Annotated in this window: 26 protein-coding genes; 11 read left to right on the top strand and 15 right to left on the bottom strand. The window is 72.1% G+C overall.

Annotated elements, in window-relative coordinates; translation table 11 throughout:
- Nucleotides 1-13 precede the first annotated feature (13 nt).
- Nucleotides 14-508: a peptidoglycan-binding domain-containing protein gene (locus Val02_RS23875; protein ID WP_203901410.1), complete on the bottom strand. Its 495-nt coding sequence runs from the start codon at nucleotides 506-508 to the stop codon at nucleotides 14-16.
- 229 nt (nucleotides 509-737) lie between these two features.
- Here Val02_RS23875 and Val02_RS23880 point away from each other — a divergent pair, with 229 nt between their 5' ends.
- Nucleotides 738-1,223, top strand: coding sequence for a hypothetical protein (locus tag Val02_RS23880; protein ID WP_203901411.1), 486 nt, complete (start codon nucleotides 738-740; stop codon nucleotides 1,221-1,223).
- Between the two features lie 22 nt (nucleotides 1,224-1,245).
- On the opposite strand, the gene Val02_RS23885 is transcribed toward Val02_RS23880, so the two are convergent.
- On the bottom strand, nucleotides 1,246-2,232 hold the full coding sequence (locus Val02_RS23885) for an AI-2E family transporter (protein WP_203901412.1): 987 nt from the start codon (nucleotides 2,230-2,232) through the stop codon (nucleotides 1,246-1,248).
- Nucleotides 2,233-2,239: 7 nt separating this feature from the next.
- Complete coding sequence (locus Val02_RS23890) at nucleotides 2,240-3,472, bottom strand: threonine/serine exporter family protein (protein ID WP_203901413.1); 1,233 nt, start codon at nucleotides 3,470-3,472, stop codon at nucleotides 2,240-2,242.
- Between the two features lie 181 nt (nucleotides 3,473-3,653).
- Between Val02_RS23890 and Val02_RS23895 the strand changes: the two genes are divergently transcribed.
- Nucleotides 3,654-3,944: a hypothetical protein gene (locus Val02_RS23895; RefSeq protein ID WP_203901414.1), complete on the top strand. Its 291-nt coding sequence runs from the start codon at nucleotides 3,654-3,656 to the stop codon at nucleotides 3,942-3,944.
- Nucleotides 3,941-5,437, top strand: coding sequence for a Na+/H+ antiporter NhaC family protein (locus tag Val02_RS23900; RefSeq protein WP_239153293.1), 1,497 nt, complete (start codon nucleotides 3,941-3,943; stop codon nucleotides 5,435-5,437). The genes Val02_RS23895 and Val02_RS23900 overlap by 4 nt, the downstream gene beginning before the upstream one ends.
- Before the next feature lie 8 nt (nucleotides 5,438-5,445).
- Here Val02_RS23900 and Val02_RS23905 read toward each other — a convergent pair whose 3' ends face one another.
- The gene (locus Val02_RS23905; RefSeq protein ID WP_203901415.1) at nucleotides 5,446-6,576 is read right to left on the bottom strand and encodes a TolB family protein; all 1,131 of its coding nucleotides are present in this window, start codon (nucleotides 6,574-6,576) and stop codon (nucleotides 5,446-5,448) included.
- A 119-nt stretch (nucleotides 6,577-6,695) separates the two neighbouring features.
- Nucleotides 6,696-8,225 carry a serine/threonine-protein kinase gene (locus tag Val02_RS23910; protein WP_239153294.1) on the bottom strand — a complete coding sequence of 510 codons (1,530 nt, stop codon included), beginning with the start codon at nucleotides 8,223-8,225 and terminating at the stop codon, nucleotides 6,696-6,698.
- A gap of 81 nt (nucleotides 8,226-8,306) precedes the next feature.
- Here Val02_RS23910 and Val02_RS23915 point away from each other — a divergent pair, with 81 nt between their 5' ends.
- Nucleotides 8,307-8,669 (top strand): hypothetical protein, encoded by a 363-nt coding sequence (locus tag Val02_RS23915; RefSeq protein ID WP_203901416.1) that lies wholly within the window; start codon nucleotides 8,307-8,309, stop codon nucleotides 8,667-8,669.
- A 6-nt stretch (nucleotides 8,670-8,675) separates the two neighbouring features.
- On the opposite strand, the gene Val02_RS23920 is transcribed toward Val02_RS23915, so the two are convergent.
- From Val02_RS23920 to Val02_RS23940, 5 genes are all read right to left on the bottom strand, one after another.
- Nucleotides 8,676-10,397 carry a cellulose binding domain-containing protein gene (locus Val02_RS23920; RefSeq protein ID WP_203901417.1) on the bottom strand — a complete coding sequence of 574 codons (1,722 nt, stop codon included), beginning with the start codon at nucleotides 10,395-10,397 and terminating at the stop codon, nucleotides 8,676-8,678.
- 146 nt (nucleotides 10,398-10,543) lie between these two features.
- Nucleotides 10,544-11,329, bottom strand: a complete 786-nt coding sequence (locus tag Val02_RS23925; protein WP_203901418.1) for an ABC transporter permease — start codon at nucleotides 11,327-11,329, stop codon at nucleotides 10,544-10,546.
- The gene (locus Val02_RS23930; RefSeq protein WP_203901419.1) at nucleotides 11,329-12,132 is read right to left on the bottom strand and encodes an ABC transporter permease; all 804 of its coding nucleotides are present in this window, start codon (nucleotides 12,130-12,132) and stop codon (nucleotides 11,329-11,331) included. The genes Val02_RS23925 and Val02_RS23930 overlap by 1 nt, the downstream gene beginning before the upstream one ends.
- A gap of 106 nt (nucleotides 12,133-12,238) precedes the next feature.
- The gene (locus Val02_RS23935) at nucleotides 12,239-13,225 is read right to left on the bottom strand and encodes an ABC transporter ATP-binding protein (protein WP_203901420.1); all 987 of its coding nucleotides are present in this window, start codon (nucleotides 13,223-13,225) and stop codon (nucleotides 12,239-12,241) included.
- 72 nt (nucleotides 13,226-13,297) lie between these two features.
- Nucleotides 13,298-14,035 (bottom strand): GNAT family N-acetyltransferase, encoded by a 738-nt coding sequence (locus Val02_RS23940; RefSeq protein WP_203901421.1) that lies wholly within the window; start codon nucleotides 14,033-14,035, stop codon nucleotides 13,298-13,300.
- Nucleotides 14,036-14,143: 108 nt separating this feature from the next.
- On the opposite strand from Val02_RS23940, the gene Val02_RS23945 reads away from it, so the two are divergent.
- Complete coding sequence (locus tag Val02_RS23945; protein WP_203901422.1) at nucleotides 14,144-14,782, top strand: chemotaxis protein CheB; 639 nt, start codon at nucleotides 14,144-14,146, stop codon at nucleotides 14,780-14,782.
- 21 nt (nucleotides 14,783-14,803) lie between these two features.
- Here the strand turns inward: Val02_RS23945 and Val02_RS23950 are convergent, their stop codons facing one another.
- The gene (locus Val02_RS23950; RefSeq protein ID WP_203901423.1) at nucleotides 14,804-15,385 is read right to left on the bottom strand and encodes a TetR/AcrR family transcriptional regulator; all 582 of its coding nucleotides are present in this window, start codon (nucleotides 15,383-15,385) and stop codon (nucleotides 14,804-14,806) included.
- A 96-nt stretch (nucleotides 15,386-15,481) separates the two neighbouring features.
- Between Val02_RS23950 and Val02_RS23955 the strand changes: the two genes are divergently transcribed.
- Together Val02_RS23955 and Val02_RS23960 are read left to right on the top strand one after the other, a co-directional pair.
- Nucleotides 15,482-16,312, top strand: a complete 831-nt coding sequence (locus tag Val02_RS23955; protein WP_203901424.1) for an SDR family oxidoreductase — start codon at nucleotides 15,482-15,484, stop codon at nucleotides 16,310-16,312.
- Between the two features lie 14 nt (nucleotides 16,313-16,326).
- Nucleotides 16,327-17,064 carry an SDR family NAD(P)-dependent oxidoreductase gene (locus tag Val02_RS23960; protein WP_203901425.1) on the top strand — a complete coding sequence of 246 codons (738 nt, stop codon included), beginning with the start codon at nucleotides 16,327-16,329 and terminating at the stop codon, nucleotides 17,062-17,064.
- 36 nt (nucleotides 17,065-17,100) lie between these two features.
- Here the strand turns inward: Val02_RS23960 and Val02_RS23965 are convergent, their stop codons facing one another.
- Nucleotides 17,101-18,033: an exopolyphosphatase gene (locus Val02_RS23965; protein WP_203901426.1), complete on the bottom strand. Its 933-nt coding sequence runs from the start codon at nucleotides 18,031-18,033 to the stop codon at nucleotides 17,101-17,103.
- Between the two features lie 249 nt (nucleotides 18,034-18,282).
- Between Val02_RS23965 and Val02_RS23970 the strand changes: the two genes are divergently transcribed.
- Nucleotides 18,283-18,432: a hypothetical protein gene (locus tag Val02_RS23970; RefSeq protein ID WP_203901427.1), complete on the top strand. Its 150-nt coding sequence runs from the start codon at nucleotides 18,283-18,285 to the stop codon at nucleotides 18,430-18,432.
- Nucleotides 18,433-18,669: 237 nt separating this feature from the next.
- Here the strand turns inward: Val02_RS23970 and Val02_RS23975 are convergent, their stop codons facing one another.
- A complete protein-coding gene (locus Val02_RS23975) occupies nucleotides 18,670-18,894 on the bottom strand; it encodes a hypothetical protein (RefSeq protein ID WP_203901428.1) in 225 nt (74 codons plus the stop codon).
- Between the two features lie 9 nt (nucleotides 18,895-18,903).
- Nucleotides 18,904-19,815 carry a YihY/virulence factor BrkB family protein gene (locus Val02_RS23980; protein ID WP_239153295.1) on the bottom strand — a complete coding sequence of 304 codons (912 nt, stop codon included), beginning with the start codon at nucleotides 19,813-19,815 and terminating at the stop codon, nucleotides 18,904-18,906.
- A gap of 188 nt (nucleotides 19,816-20,003) precedes the next feature.
- On the opposite strand from Val02_RS23980, the gene Val02_RS23985 reads away from it, so the two are divergent.
- The 3 genes from Val02_RS23985 (at nucleotide 20,004) to Val02_RS23990 (ending at nucleotide 22,629) form a co-directional block, all read left to right on the top strand.
- On the top strand, nucleotides 20,004-21,647 hold the full coding sequence (locus Val02_RS23985) for a Na+/H+ antiporter (RefSeq protein ID WP_203901429.1): 1,644 nt from the start codon (nucleotides 20,004-20,006) through the stop codon (nucleotides 21,645-21,647).
- Nucleotides 21,648-21,920: 273 nt separating this feature from the next.
- On the top strand, nucleotides 21,921-22,049 hold the full coding sequence (locus Val02_RS48275) for a hypothetical protein (RefSeq protein WP_275415605.1): 129 nt from the start codon (nucleotides 21,921-21,923) through the stop codon (nucleotides 22,047-22,049).
- A 295-nt stretch (nucleotides 22,050-22,344) separates the two neighbouring features.
- The gene (locus Val02_RS23990; protein ID WP_444546002.1) at nucleotides 22,345-22,629 is read left to right on the top strand and encodes a hypothetical protein; all 285 of its coding nucleotides are present in this window, start codon (nucleotides 22,345-22,347) and stop codon (nucleotides 22,627-22,629) included.
- 11 nt (nucleotides 22,630-22,640) lie between these two features.
- Here the strand turns inward: Val02_RS23990 and Val02_RS23995 are convergent, their stop codons facing one another.
- Nucleotides 22,641-23,045 (bottom strand): ATP-binding protein, encoded by a 405-nt coding sequence (locus Val02_RS23995; protein ID WP_203901430.1) that lies wholly within the window; start codon nucleotides 23,043-23,045, stop codon nucleotides 22,641-22,643.
- Nucleotides 23,046-23,050 lie beyond the last annotated feature (5 nt).

Consider the following 23,050-nt stretch of genomic DNA (forward strand, 5'->3'; position numbering starts at 1 on the left):
CTGTGGACAGGCCCTAGCAGTCCGGCGGAACGTGGACGACGTGCTGCAGTCCGGTGACCGCCTCGAGGGTGACCGGCACGCCCCAGGTGTCCACGCCGACGACGCCGTCGACGTCGATGCCGGCCCACGCCTGGAACGCCCGCACCGACGCCTCGGTGTTGGGCCCGAACTCGCCGTCGACGCCCTGCGGGGTGGTCTCCCACAGGCCGACCGCGCCGGCGGTGAGGGCCCGCTGGAGGCCGCGCACGTCGTCGCCGACGGAGCCGGCGCGCAGGACCGGCATGGCCGAACCGTCGGGCAGCGCCTTCCACGTCGGGTCGTCGACGATCCCGGTCACCGGCAGGGAGACCGACTTCTGGAAGTCCTTCGTCGCCTGTTCGGTCGCCGGGCCGAAGTCGCCGTCCACGTCGAGGACGACCCCGCAGTTGCGGCGCAGTGCGCGCTGCGCGTGGCAGACGGGTTCGCCGGTGTCTCCCCTGGAGACGGTGGGCAGGTTCTCGTTGGCCATTCCGTTTCCCCCTTCTCGACTCATCGACCAGAATCGTTGGCTGTGGAGGTGCCGGCAACGGGGGAATGTTGCGCCATCTGCCGGTGCTCTCATGCCGCCGGCTCGCTGCGCTCACCGGCGCCACGAGACGCGAGCGCACAGTGCCCCATGATGAGCTCCCGCAAGCGTCCGCTCATGCGGCCCGGATGATGCCGCCGCCGGCCCGCCGGGTCGATCCTGGGGCGTGACAATGCTGCGGGTCCGTGCCCGACGGGTCGACCGGGAGGCGACGGCCGACGGGATCTACGGCATCATCGTGAGCGCCGCCGTGATGGCCGCCTCGCACGCGCGTTCCGCCGTCGCGGTCGCCCTCTCCGTCCTGGTGACCCTCATCGTCTACTGGGCCGCCGAGCGCTACGCCGGCCTGCTGGCCGAGCGGATCCACGAGGGTCACCGTCTCGACCGGCGCCAGGTCCGCCGTCACCTCACCCGGGGCTGGGAGATCGTCACCGCCTCCTGGCTGCCCCTGCTCGTCCTGGTCCTGCTCCGTTCCGTGGGAACGTCACTGAGCGCCGCCATCGGCTGGGCACTCGGCTGCAGCACGGCGCTGCTCTGCGTGGCCGGCTGGGAGATGGGCCGCCAGAGCGCGCTGTCCACCGGCGAGCGGCTGCTGTCGGCGGCGACCGCCGGGATGTTCGGAGTGCTGATGATTTTGCTGAAAGCCTTGCTGCACTGAGCCTCCAGCCGCTCGCCGGGTTTCAGCGCTCGCCGGCCAGGAACGGCCCGGCCCAGCGGGTCGCCGGATCGGCGTCGACCAGCAGCGCCTTCACCAGCAGCGTCAGCGGAACGGCCAGCAGCGCGCCGAGCGGCCCGAGCACCCAGCCCCAGAAGACCAGCGACAGGAACGACACCGTCGCCGACAGGCCCACCGCGTCGCCGACGACCTTCGGCTGGATCACCGACTGGAGCACGAAGTTGACGACGCTGTACAGCACGATCACCGTGACCAGCAGCCGCGGCCCGCCCTCCAGGAGTCCGAGCAGAGCGGGCGGGACGAGCCCGACGACGAAGCCGACGTTCGGCACGTAGTTGGTCACGAACGCGAGCAGCCCCCACAGCACCGGCAGCGGAATGTCGAGCGCCCACAGCACCGCGGTGTCCACCACCGCCACCACGAACCCGAACGCCGTGCACACCACCAGATACCGGCGCGTCCCCCGGGCGAACCGGCGCAGTGCGCCCACCGGGTCGGGGCGCCGGGCGGCGAGGAGTTCCAGGCGGTGCGGGAACCACGCGAGGTCCATCGCCATGAACAGCGCGACCGCCAGCAGCAGCACCACGCCGCTGAGCACGCCGAGCGTTCCGCCGAGCACGTCCTGCGCCAGCCGGGCGACGGTCTCCGGCGGGATGCCGAGGCGCCGTAGCGCATCCGGCAGCGCCGCGAACTCCGCCTCGTACCGGGGCAGCAGGTTCGCCAGGCGCGCGACGGACAGGGCGAGGCTGCCGATCAGCAGGATCAGTCCGGTGTGGACGGTCGCGACGGTGGCTGCCACGGCGAGCCAGTCCTTGGCGCCGCGCCGGCGCAGCCAGGCGGTGAACGGGCTCACCGCGACGGTGATCACCAGCGCGCAGAGGACCGGCCCGGCGAGCGGGGCGGCCGCGTGCAGGCCGGCGACGGTGATCACCGCGCAGGCGGCGCCGAGCAGCAGGACCACGCCGCCGGGCAGCGCGTGACGACGTTCCATCGGAAAATCACCTCCCGCGACGGCCGGCGAGGCCGCGGTAGAGCGACGCGCCGCAGAGCACGCCGAGCGCGATGGCGATGACCGACGCGAGCGGCTGCACCAGATCCTGCGGATTGGCGGCGGTCGGGTCGGCGACCGCCCGAGTGACCCCGACGAGCCCGCCCGCGCCCGGCACCAGCAGCCAGAACGCCGGCAGGAACGTCACCTGCGACGGCGGCCCGCCGGGCAACCGGGAGACGGCGAGCGCGACCGGCGTCATGGCGAGCGCGCCGAGGAACCCGCTGACCGCGGCACCGGCGATCCGGTCGCCGAGCAGCCGGCCCAGCCAGGCCGCGAGAAGAACGACCAGCAGCCACCGCAGCGCGCCGCGCGGCGCCGAGAAGTGCACCGCGACGGCGACCCCGAAGACCAGCAGCCCGACCCACGGCGCCCACCAGCCGAGCCCACCGCCCGGCGACGGCAGGTCGATGTCCTCTCTGGACAGTCCGACGAGGTCGGCCCCGGCCACGATGCCGAACGCCAGCAGCAGCAACTGGAACGTGCCCCACACGACCCGGCTCGCCCCGGACACCATCTCGCCCGAGGCCAGCTCCACGGTCGCCGTGGTGAGCGCACTCCCCGGCAGGAACGTCATCAGCGGCACGATCAGCGTCCGCAGGCCGGGATCGGCGATGCCCGACCGGACGGCCTGGAAGGTCAGCGCCGACACGAGGACCGCCGACACGACCGGCACGAGCAGCACCAGACTGCGCCGCCCGCGCGCGAACCGCACCAGCACCGCCACCACGGCGCCGAGCCCGGCCATCACGCCGATCTCCGCCGGTGCGGCCCCCACCATCAGGCACAGGCCGACGGTCATCGCCGTGTAGCCGAGCACCGAGAGCAACCGCCCGTAGCGCGGCCGCAGGTCGCGGATCGCCCGGACCCGGCGCAGCCCCTCGACGGGGTCCAGCGCGCCCGACTCGGCCGGCGTCACGATGTCGTACAGCGCGGAGACCTGGTCCAGGCGCAGCGGTGCGGAGAGCCGGGGCACGGCCTCGACGCTGGTCGGCCCGGCCGGCCCGAGCGTGATGACGATCGCCGTCGGCAGCACGATGATGCGCGCGTCGCCGGCATGGTTCGCCGCGGCGATGCGCATCAGGCGCTCCTGCGTCTCGCTGACCGCGGTGCCGGCGAGGTTCAGCGCCCGGCCGACCTCCACCACGAACGCGTGCAACGCCGCGGCGTCCGGCTCGGCCACTGGCAGCTCCGTCCCATCGCGTCCACTGTGGAGAGTGCACTGTGGAGGGTCGCCGACGGCGTGCCGTCCCGCATCATCCCTTCCGGATGAGCGCCCGCCACGGCGCGGATCCTCCGGCGCGGGCGAGGCGATCGCACCCGAGCGGCGGCATGCTCCCGTCACCGACGACGAAGGAGGTCTCATGTCGAAGACGCAGCCGTGGGGCGGCGGGCGGTTCATGGTGCTGATGGCCGGCACGGCGATGGTCGGCGCGGCGGCCGTGGTCGGCCTGACCGGGCTGGCGCTGGGCGGGGCGGCGATCGTGTCCGGGATCCGCCGGCGGGTGGAACGGATGGAGGTTCCGCCGCGCGAACTGGCGCACCGGCAGTGGCAGCACGCCCGCAGCGCGCTCTCCTCGGGCGCCCGCGCCTGGCACAGCAGCACCGTGGCCCGTCAGGACGGCAACGCGGTGCCCGCCGGCACGAGCACGTGACGACCGGTACGGGGGAGCCCACGACGGGTTCCCCCGCGCCGCGTCAGCCGACCCTGCTCCAGGCCTGCCTGCCCGTCGTCGTGCTGGTCGGCCTGCTGGTGCTGGCGATCGTGCGCTTCGGGGCCGACGCGACGGACGGGCCGATCCAGGTCGCGCTGCTGCTCAGCGCCGCGTTCGCGGGACTGGTGGCGCTGCGCGACGGGCACACCGTCGCGGCCGTCGCGGACGCGGCGATCGGCGGCGTCACCACGGCGGTCGCGGCGATCTTCATCCTGCTCGCCGTCGGCGGCCTCATCGGCACCTGGAACATGGCCGGCACCATTCCGACGATCGTGTACTGGGGCATCGGGCTGCTCGGGCCCACCTGGTTCTACCTCGCCTCGGCGGTCATCTGCGGGCTGGTGGGACTGGTGACGGGCAGCTCGTGGACGACGGCCGGCACGCTCGGCGTCGCCTTCGTCGCCATGGCGAACGTCCTGGGCCTGTCCGCGGCCGTCGCCGCCGGAGCGGTCATCTGCGGCGCCTACTTCGGCGACAAGATGACGCCGCTGTCGGAGACCACGATCCTGGTGCCGAAGCTGGTCGGCGGCGGGCTCACCGTCGGCGCCCACCTGCGCAACATGATCTGGACGGCCGGCCCGGCGTTCGGGATCAGCCTCGTCGCGTTCCTGATCCTCGGGCTGCGCGCCGAGCCGAACGGGGCGGTACCGACGGACGACGCCCAGCGCGCGCTGGCCTCGGTGTTCCACATCTCCTGGGTGAACCTGCTGCCGCTGGCGCTGCTGGCGGCGTTCGCGCTGCTGCGGGTGCCGCCGTTCCTGGCGATCCTCGGCTCGGCCGTCTTCGCCGGGGTGCTGGCGCCCTTCACCCAGGGGCCGGCGGTACGCGCCTTCGTCGACGAGCCGGACGCGTCGGCGTTCGCGACCGGCGTGGACGCGATCTTCACCGCCATGGCCACCGGGTTCGTCAGCGACTCCGGCAACGACAAGGTCGACGTGCTCTTCTCCCGGGGCGGGATGACCAGCCTGCTCACCACGATCTGGCTGATCCTGGGGGCGCTGTCGTTCGCGGCGGTCTGCGAGCACGCCGGCTTTCTCGCGCGGCTGCTCGCGCCGGTGGTGGGCTGGGCGCGCAACCGCGGCCGGCTGGTTCTCGCCGCCACCACCGCCGGCATCGGCCTGAACGTCGTCGCCGGCGACCAGTACGTCGCCGACGTGCTGCCGGCGCGGATGTTCCGGGCGGAGTTCGCCCGGCGCGGGCTCGCGCCCGAGGTGCTGTCCCGTTCGGTCGAGGACTCCGGCACGGTCACCTCGGTGCTGGTGCCCTGGAACACCTGCGGCGCCTACATCTCCGGGGTGCTCGGCGTGGCCACCGGCGCCTACCTGCCCTACTGCTTCTTCAACCTGGTGAGCCCGGTGCTCAACGTGGTGTTCGGCTTCATCGGCTTCAAGACGCCGCACGCCGCCGGACCCGAATCCGGGCCCGACGGCTGACGGTTCGCTCAGCCGAGGGTGCGCACGTACACCTGGCTCGGGTCGAAGCCCGCGGTGACGGCCGCGTAGACCAGGGTCCGGCCGTCGCTGCTGAGCTGGGTCGGCTGCACGCGCTCCGGGTCGACGGCCACGCGGACCTGCCCGCTGCGCCGGTCGCGCACCTTCACCACGCCGGTGCCCTCCACGAACGACACGTACCGGCCGTCGTCGCTCACGTCGGGAGCGGCCAGGCCGATGCCCTGCGCGTAGGTGGTGACCGCCTCGGTGGTGCCGCCCCGCACGTCGCGCAGGTAAACGCCGCCCAGCCGGTCGAACGGCGACTCCTCGGACTGGAACACGATGTACCGGCCGTCGGCGCTCATCCGGGGCATGAAGGACTCGCCGGCGAGGATCGGGCCGCCGTCCGTGGTGACCGAGACCCGCAGCAGTTCACCGGTGGTCAGGTCGGCGCGGTACACGTCGGTGAACCCGTCGGTGTCGGTCGGCACCAGGGACTGCGCCGTCTCGAAGGCCAGGTAGCGGCCGTCGCCGCTGAGCTGCGGGTTGCCCGGGTCCCGGGTGAAGCCGGGCAGCGGCACGGCGCGGTTCTCGCCCGTGGCGCTGTCGAAGACGACGAACCGGGTGACGCCCCGGGTGAGGCTGTAGTCCACGTAGAACAGGGAGCGCCCGTCGTCGGTCACCCGCGGTTCGGCGGCGTTCGCACCGACCGCGACGGTGTAGCGCACGGCGCCGGTGGCCGCGTCGTAGACGGCGAAGCCATCGGTGGAGCCGACGACGAAGTGCGTGCCGTTCGGGCTGAACCACGCGTGGTCGCCGGAGTCGTCGCCGATCGCCGAGGGCAACGCCCGCACCTGCCCGGTGCGCAGGTCGCGCAGGAAGACGCGGTTCCTGAAGTCGTCGGCGCCGGCCGTCAGGTTGGTGGCCTTCGACTCGAACACCACGTACCGGCCGTCGCCGCTCATCGCCGGGTTGCCGGCGCTCTCGTCGGCCGGCGCGCCGGTGCTCGACTCGGACACCCGGATCTCGGTCGGGGCGGCCCGATCGGCGGCTCCGGCGGGCAGGGTGAGCACCGCCACCAGTCCGCAGGCGGTCATTCCGGCGAGCGCGCCGACGGTTCGGACGATGGTTCGTCTCCGCATGGTTCATTCGACTTTCGTTCGAGGGATCCGCGCGGTGGGCCGCACGGGACGACGTCGAATGAACGCGGGTACGCCGGTGTGCCGCTGTGCCCCGACAGGCAGAGCGCCTTACCCGAACGTCACTTGATGGTGATGTCGGGGACGCCGTTCACGCAGCCGGCCTCGATCTTCACGTGCCGGTTGCCGGACTTGAACATCACGTGCACCTTCTGCCCGGGGCCGCGCTGCACGTTCTGGGTCTCGTAGTCGGCGTCCGGCTCCCAGGAGACCACGTAGGCGCCGGAGGCGGTGCACTCGAACACGGCGCTGCCGCCGGTGGTGTCCGCCGTGCGCCGCGCCGGCGGCGGGGCGGTGCCCGGCGTGGCCGGGGCGGTGGGGCCGGCGCCGCCCGTGGGCCCGTTCGTGGCGCCGGCGGGTGGCGCGACGGGTGCGCCGGGACTCGCGCCTCCCGGACCCGACGGGCCGGCCGATCCGCCGCCGTTCGCCGCCGCCGACGCGCCACCGGAACCGCCACCGGCCGTCGGCCCCGCCTGCGCCGGCTCGACGCCGCTCTGCACGCCGCGCCCGGGCTCCGCGTGGCCGGGGCCCGGCGGCGGCCATCCGGAGCGCCGCAGCGCCACCAGGAACAGGCCGGTCACCATGAGCGCGACCACCAGCGCCAGCACGGTGAGGCGGCGCCGGCGGGAGGCCGCCACGTCGACCGTCGGACCCGTCGGTTCGGCGTCCGACGCAGCGCCGCCCGCCCCGGTGGCGAGACCGGTCGGCGCGGCGGCGAGACCGGCGGCCGGTCGGGGTGCCGCGGTGTCCGACCCGGCCGCCTGGGCGTCACGCGCGGCGGCGCTCAGGAACGCGGCCGCCTCGGCGGCGGTCGGCCGGTCCTCCGGATCCTTCGCGAGGCACCGCCGGCACAGCTGCGCGATCTCCTCCGGAACGCCCTCGACGGCCGGCAGCGGCTTCGGCTTCACGTACGCGTGCGCCCGCAGCATCTGCGTGGTGGTCTGCACCGACCACGGCGTGCGCCCGGTGAGCATCCGGTAGAGCAGCAGCCCGAGGGCGTACACGTCGGAGCCGGCGACGACGACGCCGTCCTCGAGGCGTTCGGGGGCGAGGTAGGCGGGGGTGCCGTACATGAGGCCGTCCCCGTCGGTCTCGTCCGGCTCGCCGACCGCCGCGGCGATGCCGAAGTCGACGAGTTTGGCCCCGCCGGGCGTGACGATCACGTTGCCCGGCTTGACGTCGCGGTGCACGAGACCGCGCGCGTGGGCGGCGGCCAGTCCGGCGGCCACGTCGGCGCAGATGCGCATCGCGTCGGCGGGGCCGACCGGGCCGTCGTCCAGCACCTCCGTCAGCGTCGGGCCGTCGACGAGTTCCATCACCACGTAGGGGAGCGGCTCGCCGGAGGGGTCGGCCGCCTCGCCGTAGTCGTGCACGGCCGCGACGTTGGGGTGCGACAGCGCCGCCGCGGCCCGCGCCTCGGCCTGCACCCGGGCCCGCGCGGCGGCGTCGACGTGCTGGCCCGGCGCGAGCACCTTGATCGCCACCGCCCGGTTGAGCACGTCGTCGTGCGCCCGCCACACGACGGACATGCCGCCCTGGCCGAGGCGGTCGAGTATGCGGTACCTCCCGGAGAGTGACGCCAGCCCATCCACGGCCCCAGTCTGCCCGACGTCGATCGATGCCGCGCGACGTGGTCGGCCGGGTCCCGTTCGGGCACCGGCATAATGGCGAACATGATCGGTGATCAGCGGTGCCGCCTGCGCTACCACGGCGACGACCTGGACCTGGCCGGCCGGACGGAGGCGCTGCGGGCCCTCGCGGCGGTGCTGCGGGGGAGTTCCGGCGAGGCGCCGCTGGCCAACGGCACGATCGTGCAGGCCGTCACCGGCGGCGCCCTCACCGTGGCGCTGGAGGCCGGCCCGACGCTGCGCCTGACCGGCTCGGCGGCGGCCCTGGAGCCGTTCTGGGCGGCCCTGGAGACCACCGCCGAGCAGGCCGAGACGGCGACGGATCGCACCGGCGCGGAGCCGCACGTCCACGTCGGCCCGCTGGTCGTGACGGCGGAGTGGCCGGTCGACCCGCTGGCCGACGTCTGACCTACCTCAGCTGAGCACGACCGTGGAGATGCTGCGGGCGCCGACGTTCACCCGCACCTGACCGCCGTTGACCGTGGTGGCCTGCGCCGCCGCGTTGGCGGTGCGCGAGGTCAGGTAGTGCTCGGCCCGCGTGACGGTCTGCGGCACCTGGATCACCGCATTGTCGACCGCGTTGGCCGACCGGTTGAGGATCACCAGCGTGGTCTTCCCGCCGCCCCGGTAGGCGGTCACCTCAAGCGGTGCGGCCTTGGCGCTCTTGGCCAGCGCGACCCGCTGATACCCCGGTCGCACGTACTTCGCGTACTGCGAGAAGGCGTAGCCGCGCTTGAGCGGCGCCCCGGCCGTGGTGCCGTAGGCCGCCTCGCCGTCGCCGATGAACGAGTAGTAGCGCTTGCCGTACCACCAGATGTAGGCGCTCCAGTTCGCCTCCATCGACCGGTGCACCGTGCGCATGATGTCGTCGAGCGTCTCGTTCCAGGCGGCCAGGTTGCTCGGGTCGCCCCAGATGGCCGAGCCGTTGCCGTCGGCCGCGTGCAGGTTCCACTCGGTCATCCACACCGGCTTGTTGTGCTGGGCCGCCAACGGGTAGGGAGCCAGCCGGCCGGCGGACTCGGTGCCGTACAGGTGGCCGCCGATGTAGCCGACGTTCGCGCGGGCGGCCGCGTCGTTCAGGGTCGGGTCGGTGTAGGTGTAGTTGAGGTTCACCGCCTCGGCGACCATGAGCCGGGTGTTCTGCACCGCCGCGCCGTTGTTGCGCACGAACGTCGCCAGTTCGGTGCCGCTCCAGTCCATGGAGTCGTAGTCGGGGTGCCAGTCCGGCTCGTTCTGCACCGAGGTGACGTCGATCGGCACGCCCTGGCCGCGCATGTACTGCACGTAGCTGTTGAGGTGGCCGGCGTAGTCGTCGTAGTAGTCGGTGCGCAGCTTGCCGCCGCCGGTGCGGCTGTTGTTCGTCTTCCACGCCGCCGGCGCGGTCCACGGGGAGGCCAGGATCTTCACGCCGGAGCCGGCGGACTTCGCCGTCTTCAGGGCGTTCACGTGGGTCGACCACTCGCCGGAGACCGGTGAGACGCCGGTGCGCACGATCGACAGCCCGAGCTGGTTCGGGCCCATGCCGACCAGGGTCTGCGTCTCGGCCGTCGACCAGGTGCCGCCCCAGATCGCCGTCGCCGCGCCGAAGCCGTCGATCGTCTGGTAGGTGCTGGCGGCGTTCACCGTGATGTCCGGTGTGCCGGCCGGCGTGGAGGGGCCGGGGGACGAGGGGCCCGGCGAGGACGGTGCGGGGGAGGAGGGGCCGGCGGTGGCGGGCGCGCCGGTGCACGTGGTGCCGTTCAGCGCGAAGCTCGCCGGCTTGGGGTTGCTGCCGTTCTGGGAGCCGTTGAAGCCGAACTCGACGCTGCTTCCGGTGCCGATCGCGCCGTTGTAGGCCGCGTTGGTGACGGTGACGTTCGCGCCGGACTGCGTGTGCGTGCCGTTCCAGAGCTGGGTGACGGTCTGCCCGGCGGTGAACGACCAGGTGAGGTTCCAGCCGTTGACCGGGTCGCCGAGGTTGGTGATTCTGACGGCGGCGCCGAAGCCGCCCTGCCACTCGTTGCTGACGGTGTAGTCGACGCGGCAGCCGGCGGCGGCCTGCGCCGCGCTCATGTTCACCGCCGCGGCGAGGCCCGCGGTCACAGTGGCGACGGCCAGTCCGGCCACCAGCCGACGTCGGTGCTGATGCAGCTTCATGGACTCTCCCGGGGGTGTGCGAGTCGGGCGAGAGTCGCAAGGAAGCACAGCGCTTTCAAGCCGCGGCTGTGCGCGCGGGCCATTCGCGCTGCTCGATGATGAAAGGTTTTTCGGCGCGGAAAAGTGTTATGCGCGCGCGGTGCCGTTCACGCGGAGGCTCCTCCGTATCGACGCAGGCCGAGGCGCCAACACAACCGGGCCAGACCGGCGAGCGCCGCGGCCAGCGCGGCCTCCGCGGCGAGGGTCACCCACCCGGAGCGGTCGGTCAGCAGTTCCGCGGGAACGGTGACCGCGAAACCGACCGGCACGACGACCGTGAGCCCGGTCCGCAGCCAGCCGGGGTAGATACCGATCGGCCACCGGCCGGCCTGGAAGACGCCGTCGAACGTCTCCACGAAACTGTCCACCCGCACGAACCAGAACGCCGACGTGGCGAGAATCAACAGGAACGAGTACAGAATCACCACGGCGAACAGCAGCCCGGCGGCGAAGCCGAGCACCGCGAGCGCACCCGGCCGCGGGGTGAGCCGGCTCGCGCCGACGCCGAGCACCACCGCACCGACGAGAACGTCCACCGCCTGCCAGAACCGGACGGCCCGGATGCTGATCAGCAGCTGCGCGTCGACCGGCTTCGCGAGCACGAAGTCGAGCCTGCCGTCGGCGACCTCCTCCATGAACCGCACCAGGTTCGGCTTGACCACAGATTCCAGAACGCCGCCGATGATCGTGAACACGCCCAGCACCACGAGCAGTTCGGGCCTGCTCCAGCCGCGCAGCTCGTCGACCTGCGCGTAGACCAGGGCCAGCACCACCAGCCCGGTCCCGGTGGCGAGCGCCGACTGGAAGAGCTGCAGGAAGAAGTTCATCCGGTACTGCATCTCGTACATGGCGACCACCCGCAGGTGCAGGGCGATGAGGCGGAGCGCGCGCATCAGTTGCCCACCGCCGAGTACCGACGAACGGCGCCGCGCCACGCCAGGGCCAACAGCCCGGCCGTGGCGGCGATCCAGGCGGCCTGCGTGGCGAGCCCGAGCAGCAGCGCGCGGGTGCCGAGGTCGCCCACGAGCACCTCGATCGGGAAGCCGAACGTCCACTTGAACGGCAGCCAGCCCGCCACATCCCGAACCCAGGACGGCATCAGCGACATCGGCACGAGGCGGCCGGAGAGCATCAGTTCGGCGACCATGTAGATCTCGAACAGCGCGCCCACCCGGGTCGTCCAGAACGTCACCATGCCGATCAGCCACTGCAACAGCGACCGGATCAGGTAGGCGCCCACGATCGCGACCACGAAGACGAGGACCTCGACCGCCTCCGGACGCAGGGTCGGGCGGAACAGCAGCGCCAGCGCGGCGGCGATCGGCAGCCACATGACGAACCACACGACCTTCGAGCCGGCGAAGTACGCCAGGTCGTAGTGCACCGGGTGGCGCGGGCGCAACAGGCTGGCCGACATCTGCCCGGTGCGGATCCGCCACTCGAACCCGTACGGCGTGAAGACCACGTTCATGCTGCGCACCAGGGTCCACACGATGAAGTAGGCGGCCAGCGTGCCGGACGTCCAGCCGCCGACGGAGCCGCCGTTCTCCTTCGCCACGGCGGTCCACACGGCCAGGTACACGACCGGTTCGGTGAGAAACCCGACCAGCACCATGGCGTTGCGCATCCGGTACTGGAGCTGCTGCTGCACCGCCATCCGCGCCTGCACCCGGTACAGGTCGAGAAGCGCCGGCATGCTCATTGCTGCCCGCTCAGCCGGGGGCCCCGCCTCGTGGCGGTGCCCTCCTTCCGCTCCGCTTCGCTGCGCTCCCTCCGGGCCCTGCCCGGCGCCCCCGGCACGCTCATGGCGCCTTGTGCCCGGCGGCGAGGAGCAGCTCGATGATGTCCTCGACCGGTGGATCCTCGACGGTCAGGTCCAGCACGGTGTGTTCGGCCAGCAGCCGCGCGGTCACCTGCGGCGTGGTCTCCTTCGGCACCCGCAGCGTCACCCGGTCGCCGTCGCGGGAGCGCACCTCGCCGTAGCCCGACAGGTCGGCGGCGCCGTCGGCGAGGGTGACGCCCAGTTCCTTGTAGGCGGCGAGGCGGCCGCCCAGGGCGGCGAGGTCGCCGTCGAAGAGGATGCGGCCGTGGTCGATGACGATGACCCGCCGGCACAGGGCCTCCACGTCGGCCATGTAGTGACTGGTCAGCAGGACGCTCGAGCCGTGGCGGCGGTTGTGCTCGCCGATGAACTCGCGGATCCGCTTCTGCATCGTGATGTCCAGGCCGAGCGTGGGTTCGTCGAGGAAGAGCATCTGCGGGCGGTGCAGGAGGGCGCCGGCGAGTTCGACCTTCATCCGTTCGCCGAGGGAGAGGTTACGCACCGGCTTGGTGATCAACGCGCCGAGGTCGAGCAGGTCGACGAGTTCGTCGCGGGTGCTGCGGAACTCGGCGGGCGGGATCCGGTAGACGGCCCGGTTGAGCTCGAACGAGTCGGCCGCCGGCGTGTCCCACTGCAACTGGTTGCGGTTGCCCATCACCAGTGAGATCCGGCTCAGGTAGTCGGGCCTGCGCCGGTGCGGCGTCTCGCCGAGGACGCGCACCTGCCCGCCGGTCGGGTGCAGGAGTCCGGCGAGCATCTTCAGCGTGGTGGTCTTGCCGGCGCCGTTGGGGCCGAGGAAGCCGACGACCTCACCCGCGCCGATCTCGAACGTGATCCCGTCGACCGCGTGCACCTGCCGGTATTCCCGGTGGAACAGGCTGCGCACCGAGGCCCGCAGCCCGGTCTCCCGCTCCGGCACCTTGAACGTCCGGCGCAGATCGACGACCTCGACCGCGGCATCCCCCATGACGGCTCCCCCCGAACGGCGAAGCCGCCAGTCTGCCGGGTCCGAAATCGGCGCGCCACCGCGAATTTGTATCTACGTCGATGAGTACCAGGTGGAGTCGTCCGCCGCGTGGAAGCCGAGCGACTCGTACAGCGGCCGGCCCAGGCGCGACGCGGTGAGCGTGACCGGCACCTCCGGCAGCTGGGCGAGGGAGCCGAGCATGACGGCCCGCCCGACGCCCCGCGAACGGAACGCCGGCGGCGTGCCCACCCAGTAGTAGCTGCCGAAGCCGCCGTCGACGACGGTGACGCAGGCCCCGGCGACCTCCCCGTCGAGGCGCGCGACGAAGACGTCCACGCCGGGCTCAGCGATGAGGGCCGGCGGGAAGAGTTCGCCGTCGCGGTGCGGCAGGAAGCGGTTCAGCTCGAAGCCGGCGATCACCGCCCGTTCGGCGGCGTGCAGGTCCTTCTCGTCCGTCGCGCGGAGCACCTCCATCGCCGGTGCGGCGACCGGGCCGGGCGGGCGCAGCATCACCGGCATCCGCCAGTGGCGCAGGCCGAGGTGGCCCAGTTCGGTGGCGCTGAACGGATCCTCGATGTCCACCGGGCCGGTCGCCGCCGCGACCAGGCCGTCGATCTCGGCCACCGCGGCGGCGTCCAGGCCCGGTTCCTGGATCAGGATCCGCAGGCCGGCGCGCGCGTCACCGGCGACCGCGAGGTACCCCGGTCGGTGGATCACCTCGTGTCCGCGGGAACGCCCGGTCGCGGCCCAGAACGCGGCGGAGTTGCGGGCCTGGCGCCGGGGCGCCTCCGCGAGCGGCTCAGTGGACATGGCTCCCCGTTCCCTCGATGACCTTCATGATGCTCGACGGCACTCTTCGGGGGCACGGCCGGGCGTGACATCGACCCACGACAGACCGGTGCGGCGTACCGTCACGGCATGGCCGCGCACCCGCCCGACGCCGAACCGGTCGCGGTGGCGAGGTCGTCCGCGGTCGATCCGTTCCCGGTGCAGTTCCCGATCGTGGCACTGGTCGCCTCGGCCGGTGGGCTCGACGCGTTGATCCGGGTGCTCGCGCCGTTGCCGGCCGACCTGCCCGCCGCCGTCCTCGTGGCGTTGCACCAGGACCCGGCCCGGCCCAGCCAGCTGCGGCCGATCCTCGCGCGGAACACCCGGCTGCCCGTCGAGGTGGCCGTCGACCGGGCCGAGATCCGACCGGGGCGGGTCCTGATCATCCCGCCCGCGCGGCACCTGCTGGTGACGGCCGACGCCCGCATCGGCCTGATCGACACGGGTGCCGTGCCGCCGGCCCGGCCCTCCGCCGACCTGCTGCTCGTCACCCTCGCGGTGATCTGCGGCAGGCGCGCGCTCGCCGTCGTCCTCACCGGCATGGGCCACGACGGCCAGGCCGGGGTGCGCGCCGTCGCGCACTGCGGCGGCACGGTCCTGGCCCAGGACCGGGTCACGTCGAAGTTCTACGCGATGCCGTCGGCGGCCATCGCCACCACCAACGTGCAGCGGGTGCTCGCCCTCGACGACATCGCCGGCGCGATCGTCGACCACGTCATGCCGTCCTGACCGGCCCGCGGGCCGCTCGCCTCAGGCGTCGGGCGCTGGTGGCCGGACGAACCCGGCCACGGCGCTGACCACCGCCGCCCGCCGGCTCGCGACGTCGTCGAACCCGAACTCCGGCTGCAGCGCCTTCAGCGACCATGCGGCGCTCTCCCAGCTGATCACGATGCCGATCACCATGGCCATCAGCTCCGCCGCCGGGATGTCCGAACGGATGCGGCCCTCCTGCTGCGCCCGCGTGATCGCGACGAGCCGGTCGCGGTATCCGGCGACCTCGGGCTCGTAGGCCTGCTCCCGTTCCAGTCCGGCCCACAGGTAGAGGCGCCGCACGTGCGGCCACTTCTCCAGGCGGTCGAACAGGTCGCCGGCGTAGCCGATCAGGTGCTCCTCGCCGAAGGTGATCGAGGCCGCCACCTCCAGGAACACCTGGGCGTGCACGAGGTCGAACAGCTCTTCCTTGGTGCCGAAGTGCATGTAGATCGAACGCTTGTTGGCGGCGGCGTTCTCGGCGATGCGGTCGACCCGGGCACCGGCCAGGCCGTAGCGCGCGAACTCGTCGATGGCCGCCTTCATCAGGCGCCGCTTGGTGTCCGTGGCGTCGGGTGGCATGCGTCCGATCGTACATAACTATCTAGGGGTTTACATCGCCGGGTGCCGCCTGTATGAATGTATCCAGTTAGTTACCTAGCTCGAAGGGGCACATCCATGAGCCGCGCATGGTTCATCACCGGCACGTCCTCCGGCCTCGGCCGGCAACTCACCGAACAGCTGCTCGCCCGGGGCGACCGGGTCGCCGCCACCGCACGCCGCACCGAGGCCCTCGACGACCTCGCGGCCCGCTACGGCGACCGGCTCTGGCGGGCCCGCCTCGACGTCACCGACACGGCGCAGCTGCGCGCGGTCGTCGACCGGGCGTTCACCGAACTGGGCCGCGTCGACGTCGTCGTCTCCAACGCCGGCTACGGACTCTTCGGCGCGCCCGAGGAGCTCACCGACGCGCAGATCGACCGGCAACTCGCCACCAACCTGACCGGCTCGATCCAACTGGCCCGCGCCGCCACCCCGCACCTGCGCCGGCAGGGCGGCGGACGGTTCATCCAGATCGCCAGCATCGGCGGGCAGATCGCCTTCCCGGGCATGAGCCTCTACCACGCCACCAAGTGGGGGATCGAGGGGTTCTGGGAGTCCTCGGCTCCGGAGATCGCGCCCTTCGGCATCCAGGTGACGATCGTCGAGCCCGGGATGACCGCCACCAACTTCGGCGGCGGTGCGGTGCTCGGCCCGCCGCTGCCCGAGTACGCCGACGGGGCCTCCGGACACCTGCACCGCATGGCGGCCGGCGAGGTGCCGCCGTTCGACACGCCCGGCGACCCCGTACGGATCGCGGCGGCCATCATCGCCTCCGCCGACAAGCCCGAGGCGCCGTTGCGGCTGACGCTCGGCTCCGACGCCTACGCGCTGGCCACCGTCGCCCTGCGCAACCGGCTCGAGGCCATCGAGGCCGGCCGCGAACTCGCCCACTCCACCGACTTCTGAGAAAGGGGACTCCCATGTTCGACTTCACCGGCAAGAACGTCCTGATCACCGGCGCCTCCGGCGCGCTCGGCACCACCCTCGCCGTGCAGTTCGCCGGTGCCGGCGCGAACGTCGTCGCCGCCGCCCGCAGCCGCTACGACGAGGTCGCCGAGAAGGCCGGCCCCAACAGCATCGGCGTGCGGCTCGACGTCACCAGCGAGGCCGAGTGGGCCGCCGCGACGGCGCGCGCCGAGGAGCGCTTCGGCCCGCTGGACATACTCGTCAACAACGCCGCCTACCTGCGCCTCGGCAACACCGAGAGCATCCCGCTGGAGGAGTTCCGGCGGGTGATCGACACCAACCTCACCGGCACGCTGCTGGGCATCCGCGCGGTGGCCCCGTCGATGCGCGCGGCCGGCGGCGGCGCCATCGTCGTCGTGAACTCCATCGCCGGGCTCACCGCCGCGCCCGAACTCGTCGCCTACAGCAGCAGCAAGTGGGCCCTGCGCGGGCTGATGCGCGCCGCCGCCAAGGGGCTGGCCCGCGACAACATCCGGGTCAACGCGGTGCACCCGGGCATCATCGAGACGCCGCTGGCCTACGCGCCCGACGGCAGCCCGATCGTGCCGGTCGACAACCTCGCCGTGCCGCGCAACGCCGCGCCGGAGGAGATCGCCGACTTCATCATGTTCGCCGCGTCCGAACAGGCCCGCTTCGCCACCGGCACCGAGATCGTCGCCGACGGCGGCTACGGGCTCGGCCCGCTGGACTGACGCACCGGCGGCTCCGCGCCCCGCGCCGACGGCTTCTCAGGCCGCGACGCGGGGCTTCGCCAGTTCCTGGATCAGCTCGGGGAGCACCCGTTCGGCGTCCGCGTTGTCCACCTGGCAGGTGCCGGCCGCGAGGTGACCGCCGCCGCCGTAGCGCAGCATGACGGAGCCGATGTCCACCGGCGAGGAACGGTCCACAATGGACTTCCCGACCGCGAAGACCGTGTTCTGCTTGTCCTTGCCCCACAGCGCGTGGATCGAGACGCGGGTCTGCGGGAAGAGCGCGTACACCATGAACCGGTTGCCGGCGTAGATGATGTCCTCGTCGCGCAGGTCCACCACGACCACGTCGTCGTGCACGGTGCTGACCCGCTGCAACTGGGCGATGAACGGCTCGGTGTGCGCGTGGAACAGCTCCGAGCGCTCCCGCACGTCCTTCATCGCCAGGATCTCCTCGACGCTCTCCAACTGGTGGCAGGCGTGGATGAGCTTCATCATCAGGTCGAAGTTGGAGATGGTGAAGTCCTGGAAGCGGCCCAGACCGGTGCGGCTGTCCATCAGGAAGTTCAGCAGGGTCCAGCCGGTCGGGTCGAGGATCTCCTCCACCGTGTACTGCGCCGAGTCGGCCTTGTCGACCGCCTCCATCAGTTCGTCCGGCACGTTGGTGAAGAAGTCCTTGCCGCCGAACTCGTTGTAGATGACGCGGGCCGCCGACGGGGCCGACGCGTCGATGATGTGGTTCGGCTGCGGCCCGACGCGCACCGTCTCGGAGTGGTGGTGGTCGAACACCATGTGTGCCCCGGGCACGTACGGCAGGTTGGTGATGATGTCGTTCTCGGTGATTTCGACCTTGCCGTCCTGCATGTCCTTCGGATGCACGAACTTGATCTCGTCGATCATGTCCAGGTGGTTCAGCAGTGTGGCGCACACCAAGCCGTCGAAGTCGCTGCGCGTCACGAGCCTGTACTTCACGACGGTCTCCCCCTCTGGCAGGTTCACCGCCGAGATCGGCCGCGGCGGTGCCGACCTGAGCGGATCGGGTGGCCGGGGGTGGACCTCCTACCGGTGGACGGTGACCATCGCGCTGAGCTCGGCGACGACCAGGTCGGGAGGGCCGGCGGGCACCCGGCGGAGGTGTGTCGGGTGATGCCTCCCGGCGCCTGTGATGCGCGGCGGCCGGACCGATGGTTCCGTGGTGCCCGGATGGGTACGACTGATGGCATGGCATCGCTCGTACAACGACTCAAGAACTTCCTCAACAGCCCCCGAGGGCGCCAGGTCATCGACCGCGGCCGCAGGGAACTGGCGAAGCCCGCCAACCAGGACAGGCTGCGTCGACTGGCGGCGCGCACCAAGGGCCGCCGGCCGTAGACAGCCCGGGACGGACTGACCGCGCGACGCCGTCCGAAGCGGCGGCCCTCTCCCACCGGCGGAAGAGGGCCGTCATGCCTCGATCAGGCACGGGTACGGTGCCGCGCGAACCCGACCGGTCCTGCCGCCGGTATACCCCCGGCCGTGCCTCGAAAACCGCGACCGCCTGACTGCTTCGGTTCGTGCGCCGCGGCATCAACTGTCCACTATGGACGAACGGGCTGCGGCGCGTGGCCGCTACAGCACGGCACCGCGCGGTTCGACCTCGATGGCCGCGACCCCGCGTCCGTAGAGCACGACGACGCGGTTGCCGTGTCGGGCGCGGATCATCCCGGACGGCTCGGCGAGCGCGGTGAACGCGTGCTCGGTCAGTCCGTGGGTGTCGGACGTGTCGGGGTCCTCGTAGGTGACATCCAGGAAATCTCCGGTCATGAGCCGTACCCGCAACACGATGCTGGCCATCCACCGATCCTATGGCGGTGCCCGGTCCGCCGCGCGCGCGTTGCGGAGCTCTCGTGGGCCGCGGGCGCTTCGCCGGCGCACGTGAGCGCGACGGTGCGGGCCGACGGTCCGGATCGGTGGTGCGGCGCCGGCGAGATCGGTGACGCGCCCGCGATCGCTGGTGGCGGTGAGGGCGACGGCGAACAGCAGGAGTTGGTTGAGCAGGCTGAGGAAGACCAGTACGGCGACCGCGCCGGTGACGACCTGGTATGCCGGGTTGGCCTCGGTTCGGTGCACGTAGACGCGTCCGACGGTCTTCAGGCCCTCCAGCCCGGCGGCGACGAACAGCGCCGGTCCGACGACCCGGCGCAGCGGCATCCGCAGCCGGGGCAGTCCGGTGAGCACGCCCAGCGCCAGGACGGTGTTCACCCCGATCCCGAGCGTGTAGCCGGCTGCGTCGAGCAGCCACCGGCTGGTCGGGCCGGCCGCGTCGGCCGTATCGGACAGCAGCCGGTCGAGCAGTGCTTCGGTGCCGGTGGCGGCGGCGAGCGACGCGGCCAGCAGGAGTCCCAGGCCGGCCAGGATGCCGAGGTCGATCAGCTGGCGGAGGAAGAAGTTGCCGGGGTACTGGGGCAGCCGCCAGATCGCCCGGATCGAGGACCGCAGCGCGTCGACCCAGAGCAGGCCGGAGACCGGCAGGACGACGAACGCGATCACCCCGGCGGTGCCGCGGGCGTCGCGCAGGGTGCCGGCGTCGAGGTTCGGCAGGTTCTGCGACAGGTAGTCCTGCACCGCGCGAAGCACCGCGGGGTCGTCGAGTACGTGTCCGAGGACGGCGAAGCCCAGCAGCGCGGAGGAGAACGCGGCGAAGAACGCGTAGTAGGTGACCGCGGCGGCCAGCCGGCCGCCGTCGGCGCGGTCGTAGCGAACGACCGCCCGCACCAGATGGTCCAGCCGACCGGACCCTCGACGGGCACGTCCGAGAATCGCCGTCAGTCGCCGCGTCGGCCCGTTCATATCCATCGCATCGCCTTCTATCCGCGCAAGCCGGCGCCACACCTTCCGGCGGTGCCCGATCGGGATCGGCACTCTGCGTGTTCCGTGCCGGTCACGTCGACCCCCCGGACAGGATGAGAGTCGTGAGTGTCGAATCGTCGTTGCTTTTCGCCCTTGCCGCCGTAGCGGTGGTCGTCATCGTGCGGTGGGCCGCCGACCGCACCGGTCTCCCGGCGGCCGCTCTGCTGCCGGTCATCGGCATCGGGTACGCGCTGCTGCCCGGGCCCAATGTCACGCTGGATCCGGAGATCGTGCTGACGTTCGTGCTGCCTCCGCTGTTGTACAGCGCGGCTCTCGACTCGTCGCTGCTGGCGATCCGCCGCAACCTGCGTACCGTGGTGAGCCTGTCGGTCGTGCTGGTGCTGCTCACCGCGTTGGTGATCGGGTTCGGCTTCGCGTGGTTCGTCACCGGTGCGACGCTGGCCGCCGGCATCGCGGTCGGTGCCGCGGTCGCCCCACCGGACCCGGTGGCCGCGTTGGCGGTGGGGCGCAAGGTGGGCCTGCCGCCCCGCCTGCTCACCCTCATCCAGGGCGAAGGGCTGCTCAACGACGCTACCGCGCTGACGATCCTCAGCGTGGCGGTGGCGGCGGCCACCGGCGGCGGCTTCTCCGCCCCGTCGGCACTGGGCCAGTTCCTCGCGGCGGTCCTCGGCGGGATCGTGGTGGGTGTGCTGGTCGCCTACGTCGTGCGGCTGCTGTCCCGGCCGCTGGGCGGAGACCCGCTCACGGCCAACGCCGTGTCCCTGGCCACCCCGTTCGCCGCCTACCTGATCGGGGAACGCCTCCACGTCTCCGGCGTGCTGGCGGTCGTCGTCGCGGGACTGATCGTCGGACACCACCGGCCACGGTCGGCGTCGGGGGCCAGCCGGCTCCAGACGAACGCCGTCTGGCGGTTCGTCGACTTCCTGCTCGAAGGCTTCGTGTTCCTGCTGATCGGGCAGCAACTGCCCACCGTCATCCGGGGCCTCGCCGCGTACGACACCTCGACGATCGTCATCGCGGTCGTGATCACCACCGGCACCGTGCTGCTGCTGCGGCCCCTGTGGCTGATCCTCACCCAGTCCCTGCCCCGTTCGCTGCACACCCGACTGGGCGGCGACGGGACGGACGTCGATCGGTCCGAACGCCTCACCGGCCGGGAGGTTGCTGTCCTGAGCTGGTCGGGCACGCGGGGCGTGATCAGCCTCGCGGCCATCTTCACCCTACCGTCGGTCACCGACGGCGGAGCCCCGTTCCCGGCGCGTGACCTGCTGTTGTTCTGCACGTTCGTCGTCGTGCTGGTCACCCTCGTGGGACAGGGCCTCACGTTCGCGCCGATCGTGCGCAAACTCGGGCTCCGGGCCGACGAGACCGACCAGGCCCGCTTGCGCAACGAGGCCCGTTCCGCGTCCGTCGAGGCCGCTCTCGACACGTTGGACGAACTGGAGGCGCAGGCCCACGACGACCTCCGCACCCACCTCGTCGACACGATGCGCGGACAGTTGCGCGCCCGGATGGCCCGCTACCGGGGCCGTCTGGACCTGCTGCGTTCCGATGAACCGGTGTCACCCGGGTACGAGGCGGCCTTGCACATCCGACGCGTGACGATCGACGCCCAACGGGAGGAACTGCTGCGGTGGCGCGACGCCGGCCGGCTGCCGGACGAGGGGCTGCGGGTCCTGGAACGCGAACTCGACCTCGAGGAACGGCTGCTGCCGGATCGGCCGGCACGCCGGTAGCGCGGTTGCATCAGCGGGCCCGGCGAAATGGGCGTACGCTGGGCCCGTCCTTCGAGATCCGGGGACTCAAGTCCACCGTGATGGATATCTCCGCAGGTCGGGGCCGTTCACCTTCCTTCCGAAGCGACCTGCCGTGCAGCCGGGTGGACGCCGCGATGTCCGCTGGCAACGGCCGCGCCGCGACGACACGTGATCACGTCGATCGTCGATTCCGTTACTGCGCCGGCCCTCGCGTCATCCCAGGCACGACATCCCACACCCGAGGAGTTCACCGTGACACGCAATACGGCACACAGGAACGACCGCAAGAAGCAGGCCAGCACGCTCAAGGAGAAGCGTGCGGTGAAGAAGGCCAAACGTGCCGCGAAGACGGTCTCCGCCGTCCCGTCCACGGACCGCTGAGCCGGCGACGGCTGCTTGATCGTCGGGGACGGGTCGCCTGGCGGCCGTGGCGGTCAGGCGGCCGTCGCCTCTCCGAGGCCCCGCGTTCGCCTGTGCGATCGCGCCTTTGGCCTGTTCGATGATGATGCGGCTGTTGAGTGCCCCCTGGAACTGCTCGGTGAGGATCTCGGCACGGGCGATTGCGCGTTCCTGGAGGATTCCGATCGAGGCGACGTCGGCCAGTGCGTGCCGGGCGAAGCGCGGCCGGCGATGATCCTCGTCCTCTACCTGTTCACCGGATTCGGCGTCACCGTCGGTGAACTCGATCTGCCACGTCGTCGGCGCGCGGCCGTTCCACAGCAAGGACAAGGCGACGAACTTCTGGCCGCTGGCGATCCTCGCCTTCGGCGAAAGCTGGCACAACTCCCACCACGCCGACCCGACCGGAGCGCGCCACGGCGTGCTGCGCGGCCAACTCGACCCGAGCGCCGCCCTGATCCGCGTCCTCGAACGCTTCGGCTGGGTGCACGACGTGCGTTGGCCCGACGCCGCCCGGCTGGGCGCGAAACGCAACGACACGCCGGCGGCACCGCTGCGGTGACCGGCGCGGGCTCACGGCGGGTCGAGGGTCATGTCGAACCGGACGGTCGTGCCGCGACGGCAGGTGTCGACCCGCAGGTGCTCGGTCAGCGCATCGGCCATCCAGAGTCCTCGACCGCCGGTGGCCTCCGGATCGGGGAGGGCGGCCGCGACCCCGGACGGCAGGCCGGGGCCGTGATCGCTGATCTCGGCGGTGAGCCGGCGATCGCCGTCCCGGGTGACCACCACCTCGCCGCGCCCGCCACCGTGGCGTACCGCGTTGGCCGCCGCTTCGTGCACGGCGACGGCGAAGTCCTGTCCCCGCTCGGGAGCCAGGCCCGCGGCGGCGGTCAGCCGTAGCAGTCGCGTCCGCAGATCGGACAGGTCACCGAATTCGACGGTCTCGTGCAGCAGTAGCCGCACGGCGTTGTCGTCCATCGCCG

Source organism: Virgisporangium aliadipatigenens, from assembly GCF_016863615.1.
In the GTDB taxonomy this organism is placed as follows: domain Bacteria; phylum Actinomycetota; class Actinomycetes; order Mycobacteriales; family Micromonosporaceae; genus Virgisporangium; species Virgisporangium aliadipatigenens.